The organism is Sorangium sp. So ce302 (assembly GCF_051530145.1).
Taxonomy (GTDB): Bacteria; Myxococcota_A; Polyangia; order Polyangiales; family Polyangiaceae; genus Sorangium; species Sorangium cellulosum_B.
Genome location: NZ_CP150326.1, coordinates 3,558,305 through 3,581,480 on the forward strand (window position 1 = coordinate 3,558,305; position 23,176 = coordinate 3,581,480).

Consider the following 23,176-nt stretch of genomic DNA (forward strand, 5'->3'; position numbering starts at 1 on the left):
GCAACGCTTCGGGCACGCGCCGTCATTCCGAGGACGCCGTCGTGAGGCGATCCGGCGCGCCGCCCCCCCGTCGTGGAAGCTCGGTCTGGTGAGCACGTCCCGGGCGCTGTAGTAAGGCGGGCGCCATGGAGATCGGCTGGCGGCATGTGCTCGCGGGGGTTGCGGCCCTCTTCATCCTGTTCCTCGTCGTCAAGATGCGCCCTGCCCGGCGGCGCCGGGACGCGCTGAGCGCCGAGGTGCAGGCGGCGCGGGAGCGCGCGCGGCGCGCGGCGACCCCGCGCGAGCGGGCCGAGGCCCTGTGCGACGCTGGCGTACAGGCGATGCACGGCGGCCGCCGCGTGACAGCGGCCGTGGGGTTCTTCGTGCGCGCGATGCGCGCCGACCCGACCTCGGCTCGGGTCATCGAGCTCGCGAGCGGCGCGCTGGCCAGGCGCAAACCCCGGCTCCTCGAGAAGATCCTCTGGCGGAGGCTCGCGGTGCTCCCCTGGGACGGCGAGCACCGCGACGCGGTGCGCGCGGCCGCGGGTGGGCTGGAGGCGCTCTACCGGCGCGGGATCCGTGACCGAAGCCGGGCGGAGATCATGCGCAAGCTGACCCGGACGCTCGGCTGAGCCAGGGCGCGAGGGCGCGTCATCGGGCGCGCCGCCGGCCGGCCGGCGAAGACGTCAGAAGACGTCAGAAGACGTCAGGAAACGTCACGTCCCCCAGAACGATCGCGGCAGCGCGCCGCGGTTCGACAGCGCGACGAGGTCCATGAGCAGCGCGATCGTGACGTGGACCAGGAAGCCCGAGTAGATGCTCTTCGTGCGCATCGCGAGCGAGCCGAGCGCGATCCCGGCGACCACGGCGCCGGCCGCCTCCAGGTACGGCTTGCCGAAGTGGATCATGCAGTAGGGGACGATCATCGCGAAGATCGCGCCGGAGCCCAGCGTGTGCCGCAGGCCGGCGAGCCAGAAGCCGCGGAAGAAGATCTCCAGCGCGAAGAACTGGGCGAAATACATCGTCTCCCAGGCGATGAGGTCGAACCAGGAGCGGGAGGACTGCTTGTAGAACGGGTAATAGGTCCCGAAGTCGGGCGCGCTCGCGACGACGAACACCGCCGGGACGACGACGGCGAGGCAGAGCAGGTAGATCCACGCGTGCTTCGCGAGCCCCCGGACGCGCAGCCCCATGTCGAGCAGGCTGTCCTTCGGGAAGCAGGCCTTCCACGCGACCATCGGGATGGCGACGTACCCGAAGACGCGGGTGAACGACCACCAGACGTAGCCGTAGAGCTCGTCGTAGCGGCGGATCGAGATGGGCAGCAGCGTCCCGCCCGGCGAGAGCGCCTGAGCGAGCTCGAGCTCGCGCAGCCACGGCCGGATGTGCTCGTCGTAGACGGCGCGGCCGCCGTAGTACTGCTGCAGCATGAGCACGACGGCGGTGATGGTGAACAGGACCGCGGGGCGGCGGTCGTAGCCGCCGGCGGCGAGGGTGCGCCGCTGGTGCTCGTGGGCCTCGACGTCGAGCTCCCGCCAGGTGCGCCGGAAGAAGAGCCAGAGGACGGGCGCGAGCGCGATGTACGCGACGACCGGGAACAGGGCCTTGAGGACGGTGCTCCCCAGGGCCGACGAGGGCCCGGCGAGGCGGGAGCTGACGTCCGAGAGGGGCGGCTGCAGCGGCCGGAGCCGGTCGACGTGCGCCACGAGCCAGCTCCCCAGGTTGAGCATCGGCGCGCCGTGTACCACGATCCGCGGCCCAGCACAGCGGCGACACTCGGGCGACGCGGGATCTCGACCGCCGCCGGCGCCGCCCCTCCGCAGCGCGGCCTTGCGGCGCCCTGCCCTGCTCTGCTAGATCGCGCCCCTCTTCAAAGCCGCGCGAGTCATCTCGCGCATGTCCGGCGCAGGCCTCGCCTGCCCGTGGGAGTCTCAGCAATGGCCAGCAAAAATCCGCTTGCGATCGTGAAGGAGCGCTTCGGCGACAAGGCGAAGCTCGTCGAGGCCGTGAAAGGGTTCGCGACCGAGGACCTCTGGCTCGGGCGCGTCAGCTCCGATCGGGGCGGCACGAAGGGCCTGGATCACGTCTCGAACGCCAAGCTCCTCCGCCTCCACGCGACGTTCAGCGTTGTAAAGGAGAAGTTCGGGACGCGGGCGAAGCTCATCGACGAGACGTTGACCGTCCTGAACCGGTCGAAGGACCAGGGGTACAGGAAGCGCCTCGAGGCGTACCCCGTCCCGCGCCTCTATGATCTCTACCAGTCGGCCTCGAAGCGGGCGAAGGCGGCCTCGAAGGCCCAGGCCTGAGCGCGCGCTGCTCGGAGCCCCCCTCCCGCCGGTTGTGACCGGGCTGCCTGCCCTTGAAGGTCAGGCGTTCCTATCGTAATGAGCCGCGTCGCCAGCGCGCGGCATCCAGCCGTCCTGCGTCGGACCGACGATCTGACGTCCCCCTGATGAGCCAGAAGCCCCCTCGTGGGGGCCCTCCCAGAGAAGGTGTGGGTGCCGCCGGCCGCGGCCCCCGCCAAGGAGAACGACCGTGAGCAGCGCGCACGAGACCGAGACCGACGTCTGGACGACCGAAGACGCCAAGTCGCTCTACATGATCGACCGCTGGGGTCGTGGCTACTTCGACGTGAGCCCGGACGGCAACCTCACGGTCGCGCCGCTCCAGGAGCGCGGCAGCAAGATCGCGATCCGCGACGTCGTCGACGCGGCGCTCGAGCAAGGGCTCCGCACGCCGCTGCTCATCCGCTTTCAGGATCTCCTCCATCACCGGGTGCGGGCGCTCAACGAGGCCTTCAACAGGGCGATCGCCGAGAGCAAGTTCCGCGGGACCTACCGCGGCGTGTTCCCGATCAAGGTGAACCAGCTCCGGGAGGTCGTGGAGGAGATCCTCGACGCGGGAAAGACCTACCACTACGGCGTCGAGGTCGGCTCCAAGCCCGAGGTGTTCGCCGGCCTGTCGGTCCATACCGACCCCGAGTCGCTGATCGTCTGCAACGGCTACAAGGACGAGAACTTCATCCGGACGGCGCTGATCGGGCGCAAGCTCGGCAAGAAGGTGATCCTCATCGCGGAGAAGCTCTCCGAGGTGCGCATGATCACCCGCGTCGCCAAGGAGATGAACGTCGAGCCGATGATCGGGCTCAGGGTGCGGTTGCTCACCGAGGGGGCGGGCAAGTGGAAGACCTCGGGCGGAGAGAACGCGAAGTTCGGGCTCTCCACGGCGGAGATCCTCGCGGCGAGCAGGATCATGGACGAGGCGGGCATGAGCTCCTCGTTCAAGCTCCTCCACTTCCATATCGGCTCGCAGGTGCCGGACATCCTGATCATCAAGCGCGCCGTGCGCGAGGCGACGCGGTACTACGCGAAGCTCCGCAAGATGGGGCAGCGCATCGAGTACATCGACGTCGGCGGCGGGCTCGCCATCGACTACGACGGCTCGCGCTCGACCTTCCACTCCTCGATGAACTACTCGGTCGAGGAGTACGCGCGCGACATCGTGCACAACATCGCCGACATCTGCGACGAGGAGCGGGTGCCTCACCCCAACATCGTCTCCGAGTCCGGGCGAGCGATCGTCGCGCACCACTCGGTGCTGGTCGTCCAGGCATTCGGCTCGATCGAGAAGACGCCGATGTCGCCGATCGACATCCAGACCGAGGAGCACAAGCTCATCCAGAACCTCCTCTACATCAAGGACAACATCTCCGGGCCGAACCTCGGCGAGTCGTGGCACGACCTCCTCCAGATCAAGGAAGAGGCGCAGAAGATGTTCGAGCTCGGCCTCCTCAACCTCGACGTGAAGGCCCGGGTCGAGATCCTCTTCTGGGAGATCGCCGAGGCCATGCAGAAGATCGCGTCGTCGCTCGAGCCGGAGGAGGTGCCGGACGATCTCGGCGAGCTCCGCAAGCAGCTCGCCGACCAGTACATCTGCAACTTCTCGGTGTTCCAGTCGCTGCTCGATCACTGGGCGCTCGGCGCGCTCTTCCCGATCGTGCCGATCCACCGGCTGAACGAGCGCCCCGCGGTCGACAGCACGCTCGTCGACATCACCTGCGACTCCGACGGCAAGGTGAGCAAGTTCATCGATCTCAACGACGTGAAGGACACGCTCCCGCTGCACCCGATCTCGGGCGACCAGCCGTACTACGTCGGCATCTTCCTGACCGGCGCGTACCAGGACATCATGGGCGACATCCACAACCTCTTCGGCCGGGTCAACGAGGTGCACGTCTTCCTCGATGAGGACGAGGAGAGCGGGTACTACATCGAGGAGACGATCGCCGGGAACAAGATCCACGAGGTGCTGGCGCTGACCCAGTACGACAACCGCGATCTCGTGGGGAAGGTGAAGGCCCAGGTGGACGGCGCGATCAAGCAGGACCTGCTCAAGCCGACGGAGGGCATGCGCCTCCTCGCCGACTACGAGCGAGGGCTCAAGGACCAGACGTACCTGAGCCTCACCTCCGCGCCGTGATCTCGGAGAGCACGGCGCCCACGGTCCGCGCGTCGCTCCCCCGGCGCCGGCCCGGCTGGGCGCGCCAGGCGGCGCTCGTCGCGCGGAAGGACCTCGCGATCGAGCTCGCCACGGGCGAGATCGTCACCACGAGCGGGTTCTTCGCGGTGCTCGTCGCCGTGATCGCGTCGCTCGCGTTCTACGCGGGCCAGGACGCGGCCGAGCGGGTCGCGCCCGGGGTCATCTGGGTGAGCGTGGCGTTCGCGTCGGTGCTCGCGCTGAGCCGCACGTGGCAGCGGGAGCGCGAGGACGGCGCGCTCTCGGGCCTGCTCGTGCTGCCCATCGCGAGGAGCGCGCTCTTCGCCGGCAAGGCGCTCGGGCTCTGCGCGTTCGTGATCGCGGTCGAGGTGATCATCATCCCGGTCGCGGCGCTCCTCTTCGCGGTGGATCTCGTGAAGACGGGCCCGGGGCTCGCGCTCTTCTGCCTCGCGGCGACGCCGGGCATCGCCGCGAGCGGCACCCTCTTCGGGGCCATGACCGTGCGCACCCGCGCCCGCGACCTCGTGCTCGCGAGCGTGCTCTTCCCGCTGCTCGCGCCCACATTGCTCGCCGCGGTCGCGGGGACGAGGGAGCTCTTCGGCGGCGCGACGATCGGCGAGCTCACCGACTACGTGGCGCTCATGGGCGTGTTCGACGTCGTGTTCCTCGCGGGCGGGCTCGGCCTCTTCGATCTGATCATCGAGGGCTGAGCCGCCGCGCGGGTCGATCTCGACGCGCGCGCCCGCAGGCTCACGCGGGCGCGCCGCGCGCCGCGAGCACGTCGTCGGCGAGGGTCGTCGCCGCCCGCTCGATGCCGGCGAGATCGTGCGAGGCGCCGGTGCACTCGCCGATCGCCCACAGGCCGTCGCCGGCCTTACCGCGCGCGTCGACCTGCACCGCGTACCCCGCGCGCGGGTGGATCTCGACGCGCGCGCCCGCCTGCGCGGCGACCTCGAACGCGGGCGCGGCCGGCGCGTCCACCGCGACGGCCACGACCCGGACGTCGCTCGTCGGGCTGTCGGGGGCGAACGGCGCGTCGCGCACCGTGACGCTCTTCACCTGCGAGATCCCGTTCACCGCGGCGAGCGCGGCGAGCGGGATCCGGATCGCGATGCGGTCGCCGAGGGCGCTCGCGAGCTCGTCGGCCCAGATGCCCTCGCCCGCGAGCGCGACGGGGCCGGTCGGCTCGACGCCGCACGCGAGGAGCCGGCAGAACGCGCGCGCCGAGAAGACCCCGGGCAGATCGTTGTTCGAGAACGCCGCGACGCCGTCGTGCGCCCCGGTGGCGAAGACCTTGGCGGGCGCCCTGATCACGGTCGCGCCCGCGTCGCCGGCGACCAGGAGCTCGCCGAGGTAAACGCCTGCGGCCACGTGACGGCGGAGCACGCGGACGCCGTCGAGCGGGTATCGCGCGAGGAGCTCCGCCGCGCGGCGCGGCGCGCCGGCGAGCGACCCGCCGGGGGCGAGCCCGTCGTCGACCAGCGCCACGCGGAGGCCGCGCGCCGAGAGCGCCGACGCAGCCGCCACGCCTGCGGGCCCGGCGCCGATCACGGCCGCGTCCACGTCGAGCCGCGCGGCGCGCTCGGGGGGGAGCGGCGCGCTCGGCAGCTGCCCGAGCCCCGCCAGCTTGCGCGCGATCGACTGCATGACCCCGGACAGGCCGGGGACGCCGGCCATCAGGTGGTGGTGGTCGATCCCCTGCGGGAAGAACCAGTCGGTCACCTGGAGCAGGTCGGCCTGCCGCGAGCCCACGACGTTCTGCACCTCGATGCGCTCTCCACCGGCCGCCGGTCGCAGGCAGGTCATCACGTTGGGCACGCCATCGACCCGCGCGAGGCAGCCGTCGCAGCCTCCGCGCAGGCAGGTCGGCGCCCTGGGACGGTGCAGCTTCGGGCTCCGCGCGAGCGTCACGCGCCCGGAGGCGATCAGCGCCACGGCCAGGGGCTCGCCCCGCTCCGCCGGGACGTCCGCCCCGTCGAGGGTGATGGTGACCGGATGCTGGAGCGCGCGAGCTCGCCGAAACATGGGCGGACGCTAGCAGACGCGCGCCGCGCCGGCAGAGGAGGGCGCGGGAGCAAGCAGGAGGAGAGAGACGGAGAGAGGCCGGAGCAGGGAAAGACAGACGATCGCCGGCGGCAGGAGCCCGACGCGCGGAGGCGGGCAATCACGGGAGGCGCGGGAGGCACGGGCGGCGCGGGAATCATGGGAGGCAAAGGGAGGCAATGGGAGGCAGCCGAGGCGCGGATAGCGCGCAGAGCGGGCGGAGTGGAGAAGGTGCCCTCACCTTCGCGCGGTGATCTATGCTGTGTCCGATGCGCCTCGGCGTCCTCGGCCCTGCTCAGGGTGATCTGCCCGCGCTCGCTCGCGGCGCGCAGCACCTGCTCGACGAAGGCCACGCCGAGCGGGTCATCTACGTCGCCGAGGACGACGCGCTCGACCGGGTCGTCGTGGGCTGGGCGCAGCGCCTGGTCGGCGCGGACCCCACCGAGGGCGCGCTGTTCGATCGGGCCGCTCGGTGCGCCGCCGCGACGCCGGACCAGATCGACGCCTTCGTGGCGTCCGAGCGCGCTCGGCTGCGCCTCCGGGTGCTGATGAGCCTGCCGTCGGGGCGGCGCACCATCGAGATCCTGGACGGGCGCGTCGCGCTCTTCGTGTTCGACAAGGCGGCGCTCGACGAGGAGGACATCGTGGCGGCGTCGCTCCTCGTCTTCGGCAAGAGCCCGGAGCCGCTCATCAAGAAGGTCGGCTCGCGGACGTTCTTCTCTCCGGGGCCGATCGGCTCCGACGGCGGCACGGCGCTCCTCGACGACGGGCAGGGCGGCGTGCGGATCGAGGTGATGAACGCGAGCGGCGCGGTGACGGCGCGCGAGATCGTGGGCCCGTCCGCCGCCGGCCCCAGGCTGAGGGTTCAAGGTGGCTCGCACGGTTGATGCGCCCGCCCGCGCCCCGGCCGCGCGCGCGCCCGAGGCGCGCCGCGTCGCCATCTTCGGGGGCAGCTTCAACCCGCCCCACGTCGCGCACGTCCTCGCGGCCACCTACGCGATCTCCATCGCGCCGATCGACGAGGTGCTCGTCGTCCCTGTCTACCGCCACCCCTTCTCGAAGGAGCTCGTGCCGTTCGAGCATCGTCTGGCGATGTGCCACCTCGCGCTCGGGTGGCTCCCGGGCGTGTCGGTGTCGCCCGTCGAGCGCGATCTCGGCGGCGAGAGCCTCACGCTGCGCACGCTGGAGCACCTCGCCGCGGCGCACTCGGACTGGGCGATGCGCCTGCTCGTGGGCGCCGACGTGCTCCCCGATCTACCGAGGTGGCACCGCTTCGACCGCATCGAGCAGCTCGCCCCGCCGATCGTCCTCGGCCGCTCCGGCGTCGTCGCGCCCGCCGCGGAGCGCCTCGATGCGGAGCCGGCCGATGAGCGTCCTCACCTGCGCCCCGCGGACGTGGAGCTCCCTCGGATCTCGAGCAGCGACATCCGCCGGGCGCTCGCGGCGGGCGATCTCGAGGCCGTCCACCAGCGCGTGCCGCGCGCCGTGCTGGACTACGTGCTCGCGCACCGCCTTTACGGGAGCGGCCCGTGAGCGAGATGGACAGCACGCGCCCGTCGCCGGTGCACCCGGAGGACAACGCCCTCCTGGAGGTGTTCATCTATGGCGGCGGCAAGGTGGGTCGCGGGCTCGCGCGCGCGATCCGCGACGCGGGGCTACGAGTGACCCTCCGGCCGGCCCGGGACGGCCTGCCGTCGGAGCGCATCGAGGCGAACTTCGTGATCCTCGCCGTGCGCGATCGGGATATCGCGCCGTGCGCCGAGGCGCTGCGCGACCGCGGGCTCGTCGGCCACAGGGACGTCGCCGTGGTGCACTGCGCCGGCGCGCTCGGCCCGGAGGCGCTCGCGGCGGCGCGAGGCGGCCGCGTCTCGGTCGCGCAGATGCACCCGATGATCTCGTTCGCCTCGCCCTCGTTCGCGCCCTTCCTCGAGCGTGGCCAGCTCCACATCGACGGCGATCCGACCGCCGTGCGCGCCGCTCGCTCGCTCGGGGTGTGCCTCGGCATGACGCCGCGCACGTTCTCCGGCCTCGACCGCGTCGCCTACCACGCGGCTGCGGGCCTGGTCGCCAACGGCGCTGCCGCGCTCGCCGCCGCCAGCGTCGACCTGCTCGAGCGCGCGGGCATCGATCGGAGGACGGCGGCCGAGATGCTCGGCCCGCTGCTCCGCACGGTCGCGGACAACGTCGAGGTCCTCGGCGTGCCCGACGCGCTGACGGGGCCGGTGCGCCGCGGCGACGCGGCCGGCGTCGCGCGGCACCTCGAAGCGCTCTGTCGGCTCGCGCCGCACCTCGTACCGTTCTACGTCGCCGCCGCGGCGACGCAGCTCCCGCTGGCCCGCGTCCTGGGCGAAGCACCTGCGGATGCGTTCGACGCCATCCAGCGGGTCCTGGACGGAACAGAGCAATAAGACTGTAATTTTATTATGGTGAGGTAGGCGCCTCATTATATTCAACGGCGGGATCCATTGATGCGAGGTCCGGCGGAGAGGTACGCTTTTGTTGCCTTGGGATCCGTTGCCGCAGCCTGCGTTTCTTCTGTCATCACGAGCGACTCCGGGGGGTTCCGGGCGCTCGATGAGCGCGTCCGTGATGCCGCGTCGCGTGGGGTGCTCCACGTCCATGGACAGCGGTCGGTCCTGGACGCCGTTTGTTCCCACCTCGCGCGCCGCGCTCGAGGTGTGGGACGCTCGCTGATCTCGGCCGCGCACGCCGCGGATCGGGATCCCTGGCGCGATCTCGCGCTTCGCTGCGCTGTCACCTCTGCCGATCCGGCCGCGGCCGCGCAGGGCATCAGCGCCGCCGCGCAAGGCGCGATCCTGCTGGTCGCCGAGGGAGAGGCCACCAGCTGGGGGAGCCTGGTGCTGGATGAGGTCACGCGCCTCATCGCGGAGGGGTCGTGCTCCGCGCTGGTCATCGTGTGCAGCGACGGCGCGATGCGGCCCTGGACGAGCGCGCTCACGATCGACGGCATCGCGTCGCCGGACGATCTGCACCGCTTCTGGGAGGCGTTCGCGGCGGACGCGGAGCGCCGGGTCGTCGCGAAGATCGAGCGGCTCGACGCGCTGGAGGGCTGGTGCTCCGCCGTGCTGGCCGCGCCGCCCGAGCAGCGCCCCGCGCGGCAGCCGCCGAGCCGCGAGGCCGCGCGCCTGCTCGACCGGCTCGCGCTGAGCCAGCGGCCCTGGCCGTCCGCGCAGCTCCGCCAGCTCGCGGCGCGGCGCGCGGAGCCCGGGCCGGGGGACGCGGCGTGCCAGGGGGTCGCCCAGGAGCTCGCCGCCCTCGGTCTGATCGAGGTCGACGATCGAGGGTGGGTCGCCGCGCGGCGCGCGATCGTCGACCCGGCCAACGTCGACCGCGAGGATGTGTTCGCGATCGCGGAGGCGCTCGAGGAGCAGTCGTCCGACCCGTGGAGCCTCTCGCGCGCGAGCGAGCTCCTCGCCTCGCTGGGTCAGGACGACCGCGCCGAGGCCGCGGCGATGCTCGCGATCTCCTCGGTCGGCGAGCCGTCGGCGCGCGCCGATTTCTGGCAGCGCTGGGCCCGGACGATGCGGGCGCTCTCCGGCGGGAGCGCCGCGTCGGGCGAGCGGCTGCTCCGCGCGGCGACGCTCGCGCTCCGGCTCGGCGACATCGAGTTCGCCATCGACTTCTCCTCCGCGGCCCAGCGCGAGCGGGAGACGTTCGCCGCGCTGCTCGTGCGCGGCCGCGCGACGAGCGCGCGCGGCGACCTCACGACCGCCGCGATGGTGCTCTCGCGGGCGCTCTCGCTCGCCGCCACGCCCGAGGAGCGGGCGCGCGGCGCTGTGGAGATGGCGGAGCTCTGCTGCAAGACGGGCGACCTCGCGGCGGCCAAGGCGCGCGCCGAGGAAGGGCTCGCCGGCGCGGGGGAGATCGCGACGCGCCTCCAGGCGCGCAACATCCTCGGCAAGCTCCTCCTCGCGCAGCAGGCCTGGGCCGAGGCGGAGCTGCACTTCGCGGCCGACGCGTGGGAGGCGGCGTGCGCGGGCGAGCACGTGAGCGAGCTGCGAGCCCGGCTGAACCGCGCCATCGCGCTGCTCTCCAGCGGCCGCCTCGACGAGGCGCGCACGATGCTGGCCGGCGTGCTCGAGGAGGGAGAGCGGCGCGGCGAGCGCGCGGCGACCGGCTATGCGCTCACGAACCTCGCGGTCATCGCCCACCTGAAGCACGAGTACCCGGAGGCCTTGCGCCTCTTCGAGCGCGCGATCGAGATCTTCCGGAGGATCGGCGACAAGGTCGCGCTCGTGAACCTCATCACGAACCTCGCCGAGATCCGGCTACAGCTCGGGCTGATCGAGGAGGCCGAGCAGGCGCTCGCGTTCGCGCGGAAGGCCTGCGGCCACGTCATCCCTGGCGTTCGGATCACGCACGTCGCCTACGTCGCGGCGCAGATCCACCTCGAGTGCCGCCGCACGGTGGACGCCTGGTCCGAGCTCACGGCCGCCTTCGCCTACGGCGCCGGCTCGAAGCTCGGCGAGTGCTACGCGATCGCCGCGCGCATCGCGCTGCACGACGGCGACCTCCTGCAGGCCGGTCAGATGATCCAGCGGGCGCGCGCCGAGGCGACCTCCGACCGGCACCGCGCCGAGATCGCCCTCCTCGAGGCGATGTGCTCGCGCGCCGCCGGCGCGCCGTTCGGGCCGATCGCCGCGGAGGCGCTCGCGCTGTCGCGCCAGGCCCACAGCCACGAGTGCGCACTGGAGGCGCACGTGCTGCTTCACCACGCGTCGTCCGCAGGGGACCGCGCGTCGCGCGCCCCCGAGGACGAGCCCACGGCGGCGCGCTCGCACCTGGAGGCGGCGATCGACCTCCGCGATCGCATCGCCGAGTCGCTCCCGCCCGAGATCTCGCGCAAGTTCCTCGCGCGCCGGAGCTTCGCCGAGCTTGCCCGGCTGGAGGCGTGCGCGCGCAGCGCCGCCGAGGCGGAGCCGAGGGGCTGCGAGCTCTGCGGCTCCAGCGCGTGCGCCGGGTGCGCCAGGGGGGCGGCTCGCGCCCCGAGGCCGGCGAGCGTGGGCCCCGCGATCAAGCGGATGGTCGGGACGACGCCGGCGCTGCTCAGCCTCATCCACCAGATCGAGAAGGTCGGCGCGAGCGACGCGACCGTGTTGATCCACGGCGAGAGCGGCACCGGGAAGGAGCTCGTCGCCGAGGCGATCCACGAGGTGAGCGCGCGGCGCGCGGGCCCGCTGATCAAGGTCAACTGTGCCGCCCTGGTCGAGACGCTGCTGCTCTCGGAGCTGTTCGGCCACGAGAAGGGGTCGTTCACCGGCGCGGCGTCGCGCCGTCGCGGGCGCTTCGAGCTCGCCGAGGGGGGAACGCTCTTCCTCGACGAGATCGGGGACATCTCGCCGCGCACGCAGGTCGCGCTGCTCCGCGTCCTGCAGGACAAGACCTTCGAGCGGGTCGGGGGTGTCACGCCGCTGCGCGCGAACGTACGGATCCTCTGCGCGACCCACCGCGACCTGCGTGCGATGGTTGCCCGGGGCGAGTTCCGGGAAGATCTCTATTACCGGCTCCGGCAGGTCGTCCTGGAGGTCCCCGCGCTGCGCCATCGGCCGCGGGATCTGCCCGCGATCGCGGCCGCGATCCTGGAGAGGATCGGCGGCGAGCGTGGCGTGGCGCCGAAGCGCCTGTCCATCCGGGCCATCGAGGCGCTCTCGCGGCACTCCTGGCCGGGGAACGTGCGCGAGCTCGAGAACGCCCTGCGCGCCGCGGCGATCTTCGCGGACAGCGATGTGATCGATCTCGAGGATTTCACGACGAACGTCGAAGGGCTGCGGGAGCTCGACGCCGCGGAGCTGGTGAGCGCTCCGATGACGCCGAGGGCTGGCATGCACCCTGCTTTAGAATCGTCGAGAGAATCGTCGAGAGAGTCGTCCAGAGACGCGCCCAGAGAGCCGTCCAGCGGGCCACGCGCGTCGGCGCCCGATCAGGCGACGCTGGTGGCGCATCCCCCGTCGATGCCTGTGGATCGCACGCCGCTGGAGCTCGCGTACGCTCATGTCCGCGGAGGGGTCAGCCTCAGCGACATGAAGCGCGAGATCGAGCGCGAGTGCGTTGCTAGGGCGCTCGACGAAAGTCGTGGGAACATCACACGCGCCGCCGTGCTCCTGGGCATGAAACGTCCGCGGCTTTCCCAGCTTGTCAAACAGTATGGCTTTGGCGGGACTTCGGAGGATTGAAGTGATGCGAGGTTGCTGGAGGAGCTGGCTGTCGGGGGGCTTCGCGGCGCCTCTGCTGCTGGCGGGCTGCGCGATCGCGTCCCCGGAGCACGAGGAGCAGAGCGTCGAAGCGTGGAGCGATCTCGACCCGATGATCTCCGAGGAAGCGTCCGGATCGAGCGATGGCACCGACGGCGATGTCGTCGTACCCGTCACCGACTTCGTCACGCCTGCGTCGCTCCCGCCGCGCGACGTCGCGCCGCCGTCCAGCGGTGACGGCGCGCCCACGACGATCGAGGTGCGATCGCAGGAGCGCTGCAACCCGGACCCGCTCCCGTGGAGCCCCAGCAGCGCGGACAGACACGACACCGCTCCCTCCGAGAGCGACGGGACGCGCTGAGCCGCGCGCCCGGGCGGCCTGAGCGCGTCCGCGCCCCGGCGCCGCCCGGCCCCGCTCTCCGGCGCGTTTTGCGGTCGCCGCGCGGCTCGCCGCGGTAGCCTTCGCGCGTGGCGCCGCTCGGGATCGATCTCCGCACACGGACGACCCTGGTCTGCGGGGCCCTTGCCCTCGCCATCGCGGCGTCGACGCTGCTGCGAGGTCGCGTCCGCCGCGTCCACCTCTTCTTCGCTGCGTTCGCCGCCGACGTCGGGCTCTGGTACCTCTCGCAGTCGCTCTTCGGCTTCTTCCAGGCCTCGATCTGGGAGCGCTTCACGGCGATCCTCGCCGTGCTGCTCCCGCAGTTCGCGCTGCAGCTCTTCGAGGCGATGATCCCCCATGACCCGGATCGGCGCTCGCGGCTGCTCCGGTTCGCGGGGGTGCTCGTCATCCCGCTGTTCATCCTCGTGCTGGTGAGCCGGGAGCCGGGCTCGTGGCTCGACTGGCTCACGCGCGGCTGCATTTTCCTCTACGTCTTCGCGCTGCTCACCGCGGGGCTGTACACGCTCGGCCAGCGCGGCAAGCAGAGCTCCTCGCGCGCGACGCAGCGCCGCGTGCGGTTCCTCGTGGTGATCGGCGCGCTCGCCGGGCTCGCCAGCGTCGCCGACTTCGCCTGGTTCCTCGGCGCGGAGCCGCCGCCCGTGGGCGCGGCGCTCTCGATCGTGTTCCTGTTCGTCCTCGCCCAGGCCCTCCGTCACGAGCGCCTGCTCGACGCTTACGAGATGCTCGCGCGCCTGCTCGTCGCCACGGCGGTCGCGTTCCTGATCGCGCTGATCTTCTATCTCCTGCTCACGTTCATCGGCGGCTTCAACACGATGTACCTGAACGCGGTGCTCGCCGCGATCGTCATCCTGGTGCTGTTCGACCCGCTGCGGGAGCGCGTCGAGGAGCAGCTCCAGCGCGTCTTCTTGCGGGAGCGGTTCGATCTCGACCGCTCGCTCGCGGAGGCCCGGCGGCGCCTCGTGCACACGCTCGAGGTGGACGAGATGGGCTCGATCGTGATGAGCGCGCTCGAGCAGTCGCGCCGGGTCACGGCGGCGGCGCTCTACCTCCGCGATCAGGACGGGACGGGCTTCGACCGGCTCGCCTCGCTCGGGCCGCGGGTCCCCGAGCGGATCGAGGTGGCGACCGCGAGGGCGCTGCTCGATCGCCTCGACCGGGGGCCGCTCGCGATGGAGGAGCTGGAGCGGGAGGCGCGCGAGCGGCGGGCGCGCCGCAGCCAGAGCGACGCGGACGACGACGGCAACTTCGCGCGGCGGACGGAGGTGCGGCCCCAGGTCCCCGAGGACGCGGTGCTCGCGGCGGCCGAGGTGCTCGGCAGCCTCTGCTCGGGCGTGGTGCTGTGCGCGCGCGACGAGCAGGGCGAGCCGATCGGGCTCCTGGTCGTGGCGGACACGCGCGTGCGCGACGCGTTCTCTCCCGAGGAGCTGACCCTGCTCGAGACGCTCGCCGCGCAGATCGGCGTCGTCCTGGAGAACTCGCGGCTCTACGCGCAGATGAAGGAGCGCGACCGGCTCGCGCTCCTCGGCCAGATGGCGGCCGGGCTCGCGCACGAGATCAGGAACCCGCTCGGCGCGATCAAGGGGGCGGCGCAGCTGCTCGCCGATCCCGTGCCGGAAGCGCAGATCGACGCGGCGTCGCGCGAGTTCCTCGGGATCATCCTCGAGGAGGTCGATCGGCTCGATCGCGTCGTGGGCTCGGTGCTCGATCTCGCGCGGCCGGCGCAGGGCTCGGTCGTCCCGACCGACGTGAACGCGATCGTGCGCCGCACCCTGCAGGTGCTCTCGATCGAGCGCAGGAACGACCAGCTCGAGGTCGAGGTCACGCTCGATCCCGATCTCCCCCGCGTCGCCATCGATCCAGAGCAGCTGCGGCAGGTGCTGATGAACCTGTTCCGCAACGCCGTTCAGGCCATGAAGAGCCGGGGCAAGGTGGTGATCTCGACGCGCGTCCGCTTCGGCCGCGGCACGCGGCCCGGCTCGGGCTCGGACGAGCCGTTCGTCGAGCTCAACGTCACCGACAACGGCCCCGGGATCTCCCAGAAGGTGCTCGCGAACATCTTCCTGCCGTTCTTCACGACGAAGGACAAGGGGACCGGGCTCGGCCTGTCCATCAGCCAGCGCATCGCGCAGAGCGCCGGCGGCCGCATCGAGGTCCGGTCGTACGAGGGGAAGGGGAGCACCTTCGCCGTGATCCTCCCCGCCGCCGTCGACAAGCTGAGCGCGCCGCAGCCGTCGCCCGCGGCGCTGGCGCCCGCCGAGCCGGCCCCTCAGGAGCGGCCCGGCTGAAGCGGGTGACCCCGGAAGCGCCCGCGGCGTCCGGGCGCGTGCGCGCTGCGCGCGTTGCGTCGAGCGGGGCGCTCAGCCGTAGCGCGAGGTCATGAGCCGCTCGAGCGCGGGATGCTCGCGCACGAGCGCGAGCGTGTGCTCGGCGTGTCCGTGGGCGTAGCCGTTGCCGATGTAGAGGTCCACGTCCTTGCCGATCCCCTCGGCCCCCAGGGCGGCGGCGGTGAAGCTCGTGCTCATCGCGAAGAAGTACGTCTTGCCGCGATCGCGCGTGGCGACGATCGCGCTGAGCTCCACGCCTGGGACGTTCACGCACGAGAGCGTGAGGTCGGCGCCCGCGTCGCCGGTGAACGGCAGCACGGCGTCGCGCACGGCGAGGGGGTCGCGCGCGTCGAGGACCGCGACGTGGTCGCAGATCGCGAGCGAGCGCAGATCGGCGGCGAGCCCCGGCGACGCCTCGATCCCGATGACGCGCCCGGCGCGGCCGACGCAGCGCCGCGCCTCGGCCGCGCACAGGAGGCCCGATTTCCCGCCCGCGCCGAGCACCACGACGTTGTCGCGCGGGCCGGCGAGGCGCGCCACCTGAGGCGCCGCGCCGGCGACGTCGAGCAGCGCGAGGGCGAGCCGCTCGGGCATGTCGGTCGGCATCCGGGCGAGCGGCGCCGACCCGAAGAGGATCGCGGTGCCCTCGACGTCGATCTGCGCGGACGCGGGCCTCACGGCGATGACCCGGCGAAGCGAGAGCGGCGTGAGCGAGAGCGACGCGAGCGTCGCGATGCGATCGCCGACGGCGACGCCGCGGTGCTCGGCGAGCGAGCCGACCCGACGCACGACGCCGAGCAGCATGCCGCCCGAGCCGGTGACCGGGTTGTGCTGCTTGCCCCGGCGCGCCACCGTCTCGAGGACGAGCTGGGCCACGCCCTCCGGGCTGCCGCCGGAGGCCTCCTCCATCTGGCGGAAGCTCGCGGCGTCGATGTTCAGCGTCTGCACATCGACGACGATCTCGGTCTCGAAGCGGCGCGAGGCGTCGGCGTCCAGCCGCTCTGCCGGCTGCGGCATGGCCCCCGGTGGGTCGAGCACGCGGTGCGTGCCCAGCGGATCGCCTGCGGAGAGGGTGGGTCGCGTCGCTTCGGAGCTCACGTCGAGGCCGTTCAACATGCCGGGCTCGAAAGCAAGGGCAATGAGCCGAGCGACCGCAGGATTCCTCGCTGAGGCGGCCCGGCGCACCGCCCGGGGCCCGGGGGCCCCGGAAACCGGCGATGCCGGCCGTTTCGACGGAGCCAATCGCCCTCTTTCCCTCAAATTGGATACACTCGCGTGCGCCGAGTACGTTGGCCCCTACCCCCGCGGCTCGCCACTGTGGCGGCCGAGGGAGGGGGGCCGGCGCGTTGCGTCAGGATCGGACGAGCCGACTCATTTGAAAGAACAGACCGGATCTCTTGACCACCTTTGCTCGGTGAAACTAAGCTTTGCCCCCTGCTGGCGCTCTCGTAAGCGCACGAAGGTTTTTACTCCCTGCGATGGATAACCACGCTCCCAAGGTGTCGGCAACGCGGCAACTAGCGTTGCGCTTCATCTCCGGGAAGTACCAAGGCGGCGAATTCCCCCTCGGGGAGCAGCAGGAGATCGTCGTGGGTCGCTCCAGCGACCTCGACATGGTCCTCGTCGAGGACATGGTCTCCCGGCGCCATGCCCGGATTGCCTGCACCGAACAGTCGATTGTGATCGAGGATCTCGGCTCGACGAACGGAACGTTCGTCAACGGCGAGAAGATCAAGAAGACGACCCTGAAGGAGGGCGATCGGGTGCTCATCGGCACCAGCATCCTCAAGGTCGTCTCCACCGACCCGGGCGCGCCGCCGGCGCGGAAACGGATGGACGAGCCATCGCTGAGGAGCGGTCAGACCCGGTCGATGTCCGGGTCGATCGACGAGATCCCGCTCCCGGATCTGCTGCAGCTCTTCGGCACATCGAAGAAGAGCGGCGTCCTCGTGGTCCGCTCCGACGACGACGTCGGCAAGATCTACCTGCGCAAGGGCATCGTGACCTTTGCGACCATCAACGATCTGACCGACGTCCCGCCGCTGAAGAGCGTCTACCGGATCCTCACCTGGGCCGGCGGGACGTTCGACCTCGAGGCGGCCGAGGAGCGGGTCATGACCGGCGAGATCAGCGCGACGGTGCAGGAGCTCCTCATGGAGGGGCTCCGGCAGATCGACGAGCTGAACAACATCCGCCACCAGCTCCCGGACCTGTCGGCGCGCCTGGTCATCCCCCAGCCGCTCAAGCCGCAGCTCCGCGATCTCTCGCCCGTCGATCTCGACGTCCTCCAGGTCGTCTACAACCACGGGCACCTCGCGATGGTCCTCAACAAGAGCCCCGCGACGGATCTGGAGACCGCGCAGTCCGTGTTGAAGATGATCAACGCGGGCTACCTCCGCGCCGAGTGAGCCTGGCGGGAGCGCACGGCGTCGCGAGGCCGCGCAAGGCGGCCGATCGCGGCGGCGCGCGCAGCGCTCGGCTGAACCGAGCTCGATAGGTCAGGGGAGCGCGGTCGACAGCGCGTCCTCGCGCGCCGCGCTCCCGAGGGCGCGGCGCGCCGGGCGGCAGCGCGGTGTCAGGACTGCGACGTGCCGCGCTTCGCGGGGTCGGTCGCCTTGCTCGCGAGGCGGAGCGACACGGCGCGGGCGTGCGCCTGCAGGCCCTCGGCCAAGGCCAGCTTCTCGATGATCGGGCCTTGCGTCCGGAGCGCCGCGCTTGAGTACCGGATGAGGCTCGCGCGCGTCACGAAGTCGTAGACCCCGAGCGGCGCACCGAAGCGCGCTGAGCCGCCGGTCGGGAGGACGTGGGACGGCCCCGCGAGGTAGTCGCCCGCGGCGACCGGGGTGAGGTCGCCGAGCAACGCGGCGCCGAGCGTGCCGATCTCCGAGAACAACCCCTCGGCGTCGGTGACGTGGAAGGCCACGTGCTCGACCGCGAGCTGGTCGGCGATCTCGGCGAGGCGGGCGCGCGAGCCGACGACCAGCGCCGCCGCGTGCGTCGAGAGCGACGCCTGCACGATCGTGCGACGCGTGAGCTCGGGGAGCGCCGCGTCGAGCTCGCGCGCGACCGCCTCCGCCAGCTTCGCGGAGGTGGTCGCGAGCAGGGCGTAGGACGCCTCGTCATGCTCGGCCTGCGAGAGGAGATCGGCGGCGACGAGCCGGGGATCCGCGGATTCGTCGGCGAGCGCGAGGATCTCGCTCGGCCCGGTGATGCCGTCGATCGACACATCCCCGAAGACGAGCTTCTTCGCGCAGGCGACGTACGCGTTGCCGGGCCCCACGATCTTGTCGACCGGCGCGAGCTCCGGGAGCCCGTAGGCCATGGCCGCGATCGCCTGCGCGCCGCCCGAGTCGAGCAGGGTCGTCACGCCGGAGAGGTGCGCGGCGGCGAGCGTGGCGTCGTCGGCCGACGGGCTCGCGAGGACGATCTCCCGCACGCCGGCGATGCGCGCGGGGATGGCCGACATGAGCACGCTGGAGGGGTAGCGGGCCTTGCCGCCCGGCGCGTAGACGCCGACCCGGCGCAGCGGGCGCACGCGCATGCCCAGCAGGACGCCCTCCTCCTCGTAGCTGAAGCCGGCCTGCAGCGCGGGGCCGTTCGCCGCCACGTTCGCGGGGCCGAGATCGCCCGCGTCGCGCTGCCGCTCATGGTAACGCGCGATCCTCGCTGCCGCGGTCTCGAGCGCGGCGCGGACCTCCGGCGAGAGCCTCGCGAGCGCCTCGGCTCCGCCGAATCCGCCCTCCGCCTCGGGGCCTGCGTGGCGGACGAGCGCCTTCGACGTCCTCCGCTCGAACTTCTCGATGTACCCGAGCACGGCGGACGTCCCCCCGCGCCGCACGTTGTCGATGATCTCGGTCACGGCCGGCGTGACGTTCGCGAGGTCGCCCGTGCCGCGGGTGCGCAGGGCTGACAGGGTGGACTCGAACTGAGGCGAACCTTCGATGTAGATGGGCAGCATGGCTTGATATGGACCGGCGCGGTGGAATCTCCGCGTGGGTGGCGACACCCCGTACCACACCACCCCGGCCGCCGGTATGTCGGCCGCGCGGCTGCGACCGCGGCGCGCGCCGCGGTCGCGGCAGCGCATCGCGGCGGCTGCCGCGCGTCGCTCCCCGAGTTCCCCGGCCTGAGCGGATCGAGTAGGGTCGCCCGATGCGGTCCGGCTCGTTTGGTCTCGCCTCCACCGCGCTCTCGGTCGTGCTCCTCGCGCTGGCGCCTGCCGTGCTCGTCGGTTGCCCGGAGAACTCCTGCTTCCTCAAGATCTGCCAGGGCAGCAGCTGCCGCTGCTCGATCTCGTCGTGCAGCGACGGCGCCGGCTTCGACACGAAGCAGAACCGCTGCCGATGCCTGAAGGGCTACCTCTCGGTCGCGGGCCAGTGCCTCACGCCCCAGGCGGCGAACGCCTACTGCGGCGTGGGTCGCCACTACGAGGCCGGCGGGTGCGCTCCCGATCGCTGCCGGCCCGGCGACGAGATCGACCAGAGCACGGGCTACTGTGTGTCGCGCGAGCAGGTGGCGACCAACATCGGCGTCGCGGTCGGCGCCGGGCAGAAGCTCGGGTGCCCACCTGGCCAGGAGCTCATCGTCGACGGTCCGACCGCCGCGTGCGTACCGCTCTCGCAGACCTGCGCGCGCGACGAGGTCTGGACCGGCCAGGCGTGCGCGAAGGTAGGGCGCTGCCCAACGGGCGCGATGTGGGATCCCGCGCTCGCCCAGTGCGTGCAGTACGCGCAGGGCTCGGGTGAGAGCGGGCTCACGGTCAACGTCGGGCAGTGGGCGTCGGCGAACTACGGGCCCGACGGTGGCATGGGCACGAGCGGCTTCTGCGGCGCTTTCGCGAAGAAGCCGTACAGCTTCGGGATCGTCGAGGGGGCCTCGGCCTACGTCCGCGCCACGGTGATGATGTCCTTCCCGGAGGGCGAGATCGCCCGCGGCGTCGTGCAGGCGGTGACGGTGTTCGACGCGAGCGGGAACCCGGTGCCGCCGCGCGGCGCCGCGGAGGTCGATGCGGCGGCGCGCAACATCTTCGGCACGCTCGTCCTGGGTGGCGGGCGGGCGAGCGCGCCGACCTCGTCGACGACCGTCCGCTGCGCGGTCATCCACGCCGGAAAGCCGCAGCCGGTGCCCGCGGTCGGCGGATTGTAGCGCGGCGTGCCGCGCTACAGCCGCGACAGCGTGCTCACGACGCGCGTGGCGGGGAGGGCGCTGAGGCCGACGCAGCTGACGACCTTGCCGCGCTCCACCACGAAGTTGCTCGTCGAGGGCTCGATCTTCGCGAACTCGACGCTCAGGCGGGCCCCGTCGAAGCTCGCGCGCAGGGGGTGGCCCTCCACCGCGCTGCGGACGTCCTGGCAGGTGCCCCTGGAGCGGGCCGGATCGAACTTGCGCGACTCGGGGGCGATGAAGCGGAGCCGGTCCTCGACGGCGAACACCCCGGTCTCGCCGGGGATCTCGCGCAGCGAGAAGCGGGCCTCGCCCTCGGCATAGTCCTGCGGCGCGAACTGCTCCGGGCGGCGGACCCGGAACTCGAGCGACTCGCCGGCAAGGACGGCCTCGAGCTCGCGCCCGTTGCCGACCCACAGCCCGATCAGGCTGGCGAGCGGCGACGACTGCGGCTGCTCCGCGCTCGCCGCCGGGGTGGTGCTGCTCGCGCTGGCCGCCGGGCGCTGCTCCCTCGACGAGACGGCCCGGCGGCGACCATCGCGCGGCCTGTCGAGCACGCCCAGCCCGAGCAGCGCGGCGGCCCCGCCGAACATCACGAGGGCCCCGGCGCCGATCGCGAGCCACGAGCCGCGCGCGCGCTGCGACCCCGCAGGCCCGCTGGCCAGCGCAGCGCCCGACGGCGACCGCAGCCCCTCGCGGACCTCGTCGACCGTCGTGGCCGCGGGCGGCGGCGGGCGGCTCGACGCGCCGAGCGGCGCGGCGGCCGCGGCAGGCGCAGGGTGGGCGATCGCGTCGACCGCGGCGAGCAGCTCCTCGCAGCTGGCAAAGCGATCCGCCCGTTCCTTGGCGCAGGCCTTCTGGAGGAAGGCGTCGAGCGCCGGAGGGACGTCGTGACGCACGGCGCTGACCAGGGGGAGCGGCACCTCCGCGTGCTGCCGCATGATCTCGATGTCGCTCTCGGCGTCGAACGGCACCTGCCCTACCAGCATCTCGTAGAGCACGACGCCCAGCGCGTAGATGTCCACCCGCTTGTCGAGGTCGCGGCGCCCGAGGACCTGCTCCGGCGACATGTAATAGAGCGAGCCGATGATTCCCTTGGTCAGCCCGCGCCCCGCGAGCGCGTCCGCCTCGGCCTTGGCGATGCCGAAGTCGGTGACCTTCGCGACGCCGTCCTTGCCGCGGATGAGTACGTTCGCCGGCTTGAGATCGCGGTGGATCACGCCCTCGCGGTGCGCGGCCGCGATGCCGGAGGCGATCTGGCGGAAGATCGAGAGCGCCTCGGGCAGGGGCATCCGCCGGCGCTCCTCGGCGTACCTGGCGAGCGTCTGCTCGAGGCTCTCGCCGTCGATGTACTGCATGACGAGCCAGAGGTCGTCTCGCTCCGCCACCACCGCCTTCAGGTGGACGACGTTCGGATGATCGATCTGCGCGAGCGCGCGGCCCTCGGCGAGCGTCCGCGCGCGCACATCCGGCCGGTGCCCGAGCTCCTGGCGCACCGCCTTCAGCACCACGTGCAGGCCGGTGTGGACGTCCCGAGCGAGGTAGACGACGCCCATGCCGCCCTCGCCGAGCACCCGCTCGACCACGTACTTCTGATCGACGAGCGTCCCCGCCGGCAGGTGGCCGCCCGGCGCGCGCCGCGGCAGCGAGCCCGCCAGCGGCGCGGGGACGATGTGAGGCGCGTGGACGTTGGCTGCGGGCCCGTTCGCGCCGCCGGCCGCGAGGGCCGAGAGGCGGGCCCTGTGCGCCGGATCCTCGGGCACCAGCGCGCCCAGCAGCGGCTGCCCAGGGACGGTCGTCCGCGGGCCGGGCGCAGGAGGCGCCGAGGTCGCCGCGCCGACGCCCGCCTCCTTCGCGGTCAGCGACGCGCCGCACGCCACACAGAACCGGGCGGAGCCGGGGTTCTCGGCGTTGCATACGAGGCACCTGGCCATGGCGCGGTCAGCTCGATCCGCGGCGCGCCCGGCGAGCAGCGCGCCGTGGAGGTTACGTCAGGTCCAGTGGCCCGCGCGGAGCGCCGCGGCGTCGATGGTCTTGATCTTCGGCGCGAGCGCCTCGCGGAAGATGGCCTCGTCGTCGTCGTCGAGGCCGCTCTCTCCGAAGCCGGACGCGACCTCCATCGAGGTAGCGAGGATGCGCAGGAACTGCTGGAAGCTCGACGCGCAGAGCTCTGGCTTGAGCGACTCGATCCCTGTCATACAGGTGAACACAGGGCAGTCCCCCTCGGCGTCGAGCTTCGAGATGTCGAGGAAATAGGGATCTCCCAGCAGGGCGCTGCGAGCGATGAGGATCCAGCTCTTGCGCCAGCCTGCGAGGGAGCTGTCGCCGCCGTTCGCCTGCTGCTCGGCCGCGAGCTTCTCGGAGGGGATGAGGCGTACACGCTCAACCGGGGTCACCGTCTCGACGTCGAGCGGGTCGGCCTCCTGCAGAAAAGCGCGGTACCTCGCGGGCACCCGCAGCGTCTTGCGCAGCTCTTCCACCGCCGCTGGAGCCGCCTTTCCGAACCTCGCAGGGATGCCTCTTCGGACAAAGGCATCCTTGAGCGCCGTAACCGACTC

18 protein-coding genes are annotated in these 23,176 nt (G+C 72.1%); 12 read left to right on the top strand and 6 right to left on the bottom strand.

Going from position 1 to position 23,176, the window contains the following annotated elements:
- The first annotated feature begins 125 nt into the window (after positions 1 to 125).
- Entirely contained in the window at positions 126 to 611 is a 486-nt protein-coding gene (locus tag WME73_RS13695; protein WP_437745906.1) for a hypothetical protein, read from the top strand.
- 84 nt (positions 612 to 695) lie between these two features.
- On the opposite strand, the gene WME73_RS13700 is transcribed toward WME73_RS13695, so the two are convergent.
- Positions 696 to 1,709 (bottom strand): CPBP family glutamic-type intramembrane protease, encoded by a 1,014-nt coding sequence (locus WME73_RS13700; RefSeq protein WP_437745907.1) that lies wholly within the window; start codon positions 1,707 to 1,709, stop codon positions 696 to 698.
- Between the two features lie 207 nt (positions 1,710 to 1,916).
- Here WME73_RS13700 and WME73_RS13705 point away from each other — a divergent pair, with 207 nt between their 5' ends.
- The 3 genes from WME73_RS13705 (at position 1,917) to WME73_RS13715 (ending at position 5,186) form a co-directional block, all read left to right on the top strand.
- The gene (locus tag WME73_RS13705; RefSeq protein WP_012235084.1) at positions 1,917 to 2,285 is read left to right on the top strand and encodes a hypothetical protein; all 369 of its coding nucleotides are present in this window, start codon (positions 1,917 to 1,919) and stop codon (positions 2,283 to 2,285) included.
- A 229-nt stretch (positions 2,286 to 2,514) separates the two neighbouring features.
- Positions 2,515 to 4,458, top strand: a complete 1,944-nt coding sequence (speA, locus tag WME73_RS13710) for a biosynthetic arginine decarboxylase (protein ID WP_437745908.1) — start codon at positions 2,515 to 2,517, stop codon at positions 4,456 to 4,458.
- Positions 4,455 to 5,186 carry a heme exporter protein CcmB gene (locus WME73_RS13715; protein WP_437745909.1) on the top strand — a complete coding sequence of 244 codons (732 nt, stop codon included), beginning with the start codon at positions 4,455 to 4,457 and terminating at the stop codon, positions 5,184 to 5,186. Before speA ends, WME73_RS13715 begins: the two co-directional genes overlap by 4 nt.
- A gap of 40 nt (positions 5,187 to 5,226) precedes the next feature.
- On the opposite strand, the gene WME73_RS13720 is transcribed toward WME73_RS13715, so the two are convergent.
- A complete protein-coding gene (locus tag WME73_RS13720; RefSeq protein WP_437745910.1) occupies positions 5,227 to 6,501 on the bottom strand; it encodes a (2Fe-2S)-binding protein in 1,275 nt (424 codons plus the stop codon).
- Positions 6,502 to 6,788: 287 nt separating this feature from the next.
- Here WME73_RS13720 and WME73_RS13725 point away from each other — a divergent pair, with 287 nt between their 5' ends.
- The 6 genes from WME73_RS13725 to WME73_RS13750 all read left to right on the top strand — a co-directional run bounded on the left by WME73_RS13725 (position 6,789) and on the right by WME73_RS13750 (position 15,416).
- Complete coding sequence (locus WME73_RS13725) at positions 6,789 to 7,406, top strand: hypothetical protein (protein ID WP_231864811.1); 618 nt, start codon at positions 6,789 to 6,791, stop codon at positions 7,404 to 7,406.
- Positions 7,390 to 8,052, top strand: coding sequence for a nicotinate (nicotinamide) nucleotide adenylyltransferase (gene nadD / locus WME73_RS13730; protein WP_437915994.1), 663 nt, complete (start codon positions 7,390 to 7,392; stop codon positions 8,050 to 8,052). The genes WME73_RS13725 and nadD overlap by 17 nt, the downstream gene beginning before the upstream one ends.
- 5 nt (positions 8,053 to 8,057) lie before the next feature.
- The gene (locus WME73_RS13735) at positions 8,058 to 8,927 is read left to right on the top strand and encodes a DUF2520 domain-containing protein (protein ID WP_437917390.1); all 870 of its coding nucleotides are present in this window, start codon (positions 8,058 to 8,060) and stop codon (positions 8,925 to 8,927) included.
- A gap of 270 nt (positions 8,928 to 9,197) precedes the next feature.
- On the top strand, positions 9,198 to 12,713 hold the full coding sequence (locus WME73_RS13740; RefSeq protein WP_437915995.1) for a sigma 54-interacting transcriptional regulator: 3,516 nt from the start codon (positions 9,198 to 9,200) through the stop codon (positions 12,711 to 12,713).
- A gap of 4 nt (positions 12,714 to 12,717) precedes the next feature.
- Positions 12,718 to 13,092 (top strand): hypothetical protein, encoded by a 375-nt coding sequence (locus WME73_RS13745; protein ID WP_437745913.1) that lies wholly within the window; start codon positions 12,718 to 12,720, stop codon positions 13,090 to 13,092.
- 107 nt (positions 13,093 to 13,199) lie between these two features.
- A complete protein-coding gene (locus WME73_RS13750) occupies positions 13,200 to 15,416 on the top strand; it encodes an ATP-binding protein (RefSeq protein ID WP_437745914.1) in 2,217 nt (738 codons plus the stop codon).
- A gap of 72 nt (positions 15,417 to 15,488) precedes the next feature.
- Here WME73_RS13750 and WME73_RS13755 read toward each other — a convergent pair whose 3' ends face one another.
- A complete protein-coding gene (locus tag WME73_RS13755) occupies positions 15,489 to 16,571 on the bottom strand; it encodes an L-erythro-3,5-diaminohexanoate dehydrogenase (RefSeq protein ID WP_437915996.1) in 1,083 nt (360 codons plus the stop codon).
- A gap of 362 nt (positions 16,572 to 16,933) precedes the next feature.
- Between WME73_RS13755 and WME73_RS13760 the strand changes: the two genes are divergently transcribed.
- Positions 16,934 to 17,863 carry a DUF4388 domain-containing protein gene (locus WME73_RS13760; protein ID WP_272103306.1) on the top strand — a complete coding sequence of 310 codons (930 nt, stop codon included), beginning with the start codon at positions 16,934 to 16,936 and terminating at the stop codon, positions 17,861 to 17,863.
- 167 nt (positions 17,864 to 18,030) lie between these two features.
- On the opposite strand, the gene hisD is transcribed toward WME73_RS13760, so the two are convergent.
- Positions 18,031 to 19,413: a histidinol dehydrogenase gene (gene hisD / locus WME73_RS13765; RefSeq protein WP_437745916.1), complete on the bottom strand. Its 1,383-nt coding sequence runs from the start codon at positions 19,411 to 19,413 to the stop codon at positions 18,031 to 18,033.
- 194 nt (positions 19,414 to 19,607) lie between these two features.
- On the opposite strand from hisD, the gene WME73_RS13770 reads away from it, so the two are divergent.
- Positions 19,608 to 20,600 (top strand): hypothetical protein, encoded by a 993-nt coding sequence (locus WME73_RS13770; protein WP_437745917.1) that lies wholly within the window; start codon positions 19,608 to 19,610, stop codon positions 20,598 to 20,600.
- Between the two features lie 14 nt (positions 20,601 to 20,614).
- On the opposite strand, the gene WME73_RS13775 is transcribed toward WME73_RS13770, so the two are convergent.
- Together WME73_RS13775 and WME73_RS13780 are read right to left on the bottom strand one after the other, a co-directional pair.
- Complete coding sequence (locus WME73_RS13775) at positions 20,615 to 22,552, bottom strand: protein kinase domain-containing protein (protein ID WP_437915997.1); 1,938 nt, start codon at positions 22,550 to 22,552, stop codon at positions 20,615 to 20,617.
- 57 nt (positions 22,553 to 22,609) lie between these two features.
- Positions 22,610 to 23,098, bottom strand: a complete 489-nt coding sequence (locus WME73_RS13780) for an SMI1/KNR4 family protein (RefSeq protein ID WP_437745919.1) — start codon at positions 23,096 to 23,098, stop codon at positions 22,610 to 22,612.
- Positions 23,099 to 23,176 lie beyond the last annotated feature (78 nt).

Excerpts from the sequence above, each read along its gene's own strand:
- WME73_RS13695 (WP_437745906.1), top strand. The coding sequence starts at position 126 with ATGGAGATCGGCTGGCGGCATGTGCTCGCGGGGGTTGCGGCCCTCTTC.
- WME73_RS13700 (WP_437745907.1), bottom strand. The coding sequence starts at position 1,709 with ATGCTCAACCTGGGGAGCTGGCTCGTGGCGCACGTCGACCGGCTCCGG.
- WME73_RS13705 (WP_012235084.1), top strand. The coding sequence starts at position 1,917 with ATGGCCAGCAAAAATCCGCTTGCGATCGTGAAGGAGCGCTTCGGCGAC.
- WME73_RS13720 (WP_437745910.1), bottom strand. The coding sequence starts at position 6,501 with ATGTTTCGGCGAGCTCGCGCGCTCCAGCATCCGGTCACCATCACCCTC.
- WME73_RS13725 (WP_231864811.1), top strand. The coding sequence starts at position 6,789 with ATGCGCCTCGGCGTCCTCGGCCCTGCTCAGGGTGATCTGCCCGCGCTC.
- WME73_RS13735 (WP_437917390.1), top strand. The coding sequence starts at position 8,058 with ATGGACAGCACGCGCCCGTCGCCGGTGCACCCGGAGGACAACGCCCTC.
- WME73_RS13745 (WP_437745913.1), top strand. The coding sequence starts at position 12,718 with ATGCGAGGTTGCTGGAGGAGCTGGCTGTCGGGGGGCTTCGCGGCGCCT.
- WME73_RS13755 (WP_437915996.1), bottom strand. The coding sequence starts at position 16,571 with ATGTTGAACGGCCTCGACGTGAGCTCCGAAGCGACGCGACCCACCCTC.
- WME73_RS13760 (WP_272103306.1), top strand. The coding sequence starts at position 16,934 with ATGGATAACCACGCTCCCAAGGTGTCGGCAACGCGGCAACTAGCGTTG.
- hisD (WP_437745916.1), bottom strand. The coding sequence starts at position 19,413 with ATGCTGCCCATCTACATCGAAGGTTCGCCTCAGTTCGAGTCCACCCTG.
- WME73_RS13770 (WP_437745917.1), top strand. The coding sequence starts at position 19,608 with ATGCGGTCCGGCTCGTTTGGTCTCGCCTCCACCGCGCTCTCGGTCGTG.
- WME73_RS13775 (WP_437915997.1), bottom strand. The coding sequence starts at position 22,552 with ATGGCCAGGTGCCTCGTATGCAACGCCGAGAACCCCGGCTCCGCCCGG.